The organism is Mesorhizobium sp. M2C.T.Ca.TU.002.02.1.1, from assembly GCF_003997225.1.
The window spans coordinates 1-1,901 of sequence record NZ_RZTO01001024.1; the positions used below are offsets into that span (position 1 = coordinate 1).

Sequence of the window (1,901 nt, forward strand, 5' to 3'; positions counted from 1 at the left end):
GTCCTTGAAGGTTTCGGGCGTGCTCATGATGCTGAACTTCCAGCAGGTAACAAAAACGTGTAGACTGGGTTTCCGGGCGGCAAAGCCTTCCGTTGAGAGACCCTCATCGCGGTGGGACGCGACTATCGATGTGGGGGTTACATCGACCGAAAGTCTCTGTTGGAGCGGATGCCTGCCGCCCGGAAACCTGAGGACCGATGGGTCCGTGTCGAAGGTTTCGGTTTTGATCGCGCCGCCAAGCGGTTGATCTTAAACGCTTATCCTTCCCACTCCTCCCATCAGACCAATCCCCTGCTACGCCCCCGAATTCGCGGGCGTATTTGTTACTGCGCGTGCTCCCCTGCCGTGGCGTGGCCGAAGATAGACGGCAGGCCGCGCGCCACGCCGGTGTCGACGGTGACGGTCGCGCTCATACCGGTGCGCAGCGCCATCTTGGCATCGGGATCGGTCAACTCCAGGCGCACGGGAATGCGCTGCGTGACCTTGACCCAGTTGCCGGTGGCGTTTTGCGCAGGCAGCAGCGAGAACTCCGCGCCGGTGCCGGCGCCGATCGCCTTGACGGTCGCCTCGAAGGTGCGGCCCGGATAAGTGTCGACGACGATCTCGGCCTTCTGGCCCGGCTTCATGTTGGTGAGCTGGGTCTCCTTGAAATTGGCGTCGATCCAGGTGTCGCCGGTCTCGACCAGCGCGAAGAGCGGCGTGCCGACCGAAACATACTGGCCCACCTTGAAGGAGGCCGCCTGGTAGATGATGCCGTCCGCCGGCGCCCTGACCGTGGTCTGCGCCAAGTCGTAGGCGGCCTTGTCGCGCGCGGCGAGCGCCGCCATCACGGTCGGGTGCTTGTCGGTCTCGATGTCCGGATTGCCGCCGAGGGCTGCCTTGGCGCTGACGATGCCCTGCTCCGCGACGGCCAGCTGCTGCTTGGCCTTGTCGAGGTCGTTGCGGGCCTGGTCGAGCGAGGACTTGGCGTTGATGCCCTTCTGCGCGAGATCGGCGGCACGGTTATATTGCGACTGCGCGTAGTCGACCTCGCTCGAGGCGGACTTCTCCTGCGCCATCGCCTGGCTGTAGGCGGCGCGCAGCTGCTCCACATTGAGGCGCGCCGCGGCGACCGCCGCATCGGCCTGGGCGAGCGCGATCCTGTAAGGCTCGGGATCGATGACGAAGAGAAGGTCGCCCTGCTTGACCAGCTGGTTGTCGGCGATGCCGACCTGGACGATACGGCCGGCCGTGTCGGAAGCGACCGAAATCCTGGCCTGCTGCAGGTTGGCGTTCTCGGTTTCCTGATAGCGGCCGCCCGTCACCCAGACATACGCGCCGCCGGCAAGCAGCGCCAGCGGCAGGGCAACCATCAACAGGAAGCGGCCGAGGCGGCGCTTCTTCTTCGGCGCAGGTTGCGGCTGCGGAGCTGCCGCCGCGACCGGAGCGGCCGCAGGCTGCGCCGGGGCTTCTGCGACCGGCTGCGCCGGCGCAAGCTTGGTGACGTTATCGTCTTCTATCTTGGCTGCCGCGTTCATGCTGCTGCGCCTTCCGTATTCTTTATCTTCTCCAGCGACGATGTTTCACCGTCCGTCAGATTCTGCACGATGGTGTCCAGCACCCGGATCAGGATGCGACGTTCTTCCGCCGACACGCCGGTCAGCGATTCCTCATAGACCTCGCCGGCCAGGCTCTTGACGTCGGCATAGGCCGCGTTTGCCTTCTCGGTCGGGAAGATCATGCGCACGCGCCGGTCGGTCGCGTCCTGGCGGCGTTCGATCCAGCCGCCCTCCTCCATGCGGTCGACCAGGCGAGAGACGCTGATCGGCTCGATTTCGAGGAGCTCGGCAAGTCGCGCCTGCGCGGCGCCCGCCTCCTTGGCGACGCGGACGAGCAGGCGCCATTGCGCCGAGGAAAGACCC

2 protein-coding genes are annotated in these 1,901 nt (G+C 65.6%); both read right to left on the bottom strand.

Annotated features, from left to right (window positions below; translation table 11 throughout):
* Positions 1-323: 323 nt before the first annotated feature.
* On the bottom strand, positions 324-1,517 hold the full coding sequence (locus EOD07_RS32845; protein WP_127238197.1) for an HlyD family secretion protein: 1,194 nt from the start codon (positions 1,515-1,517) through the stop codon (positions 324-326).
* On the bottom strand, positions 1,514-1,901 hold a 388-nt coding region (locus EOD07_RS32850; RefSeq protein WP_164772773.1), incomplete at its 5' end, for a MarR family transcriptional regulator. The genes EOD07_RS32845 and EOD07_RS32850, both read right to left, overlap by 4 nt.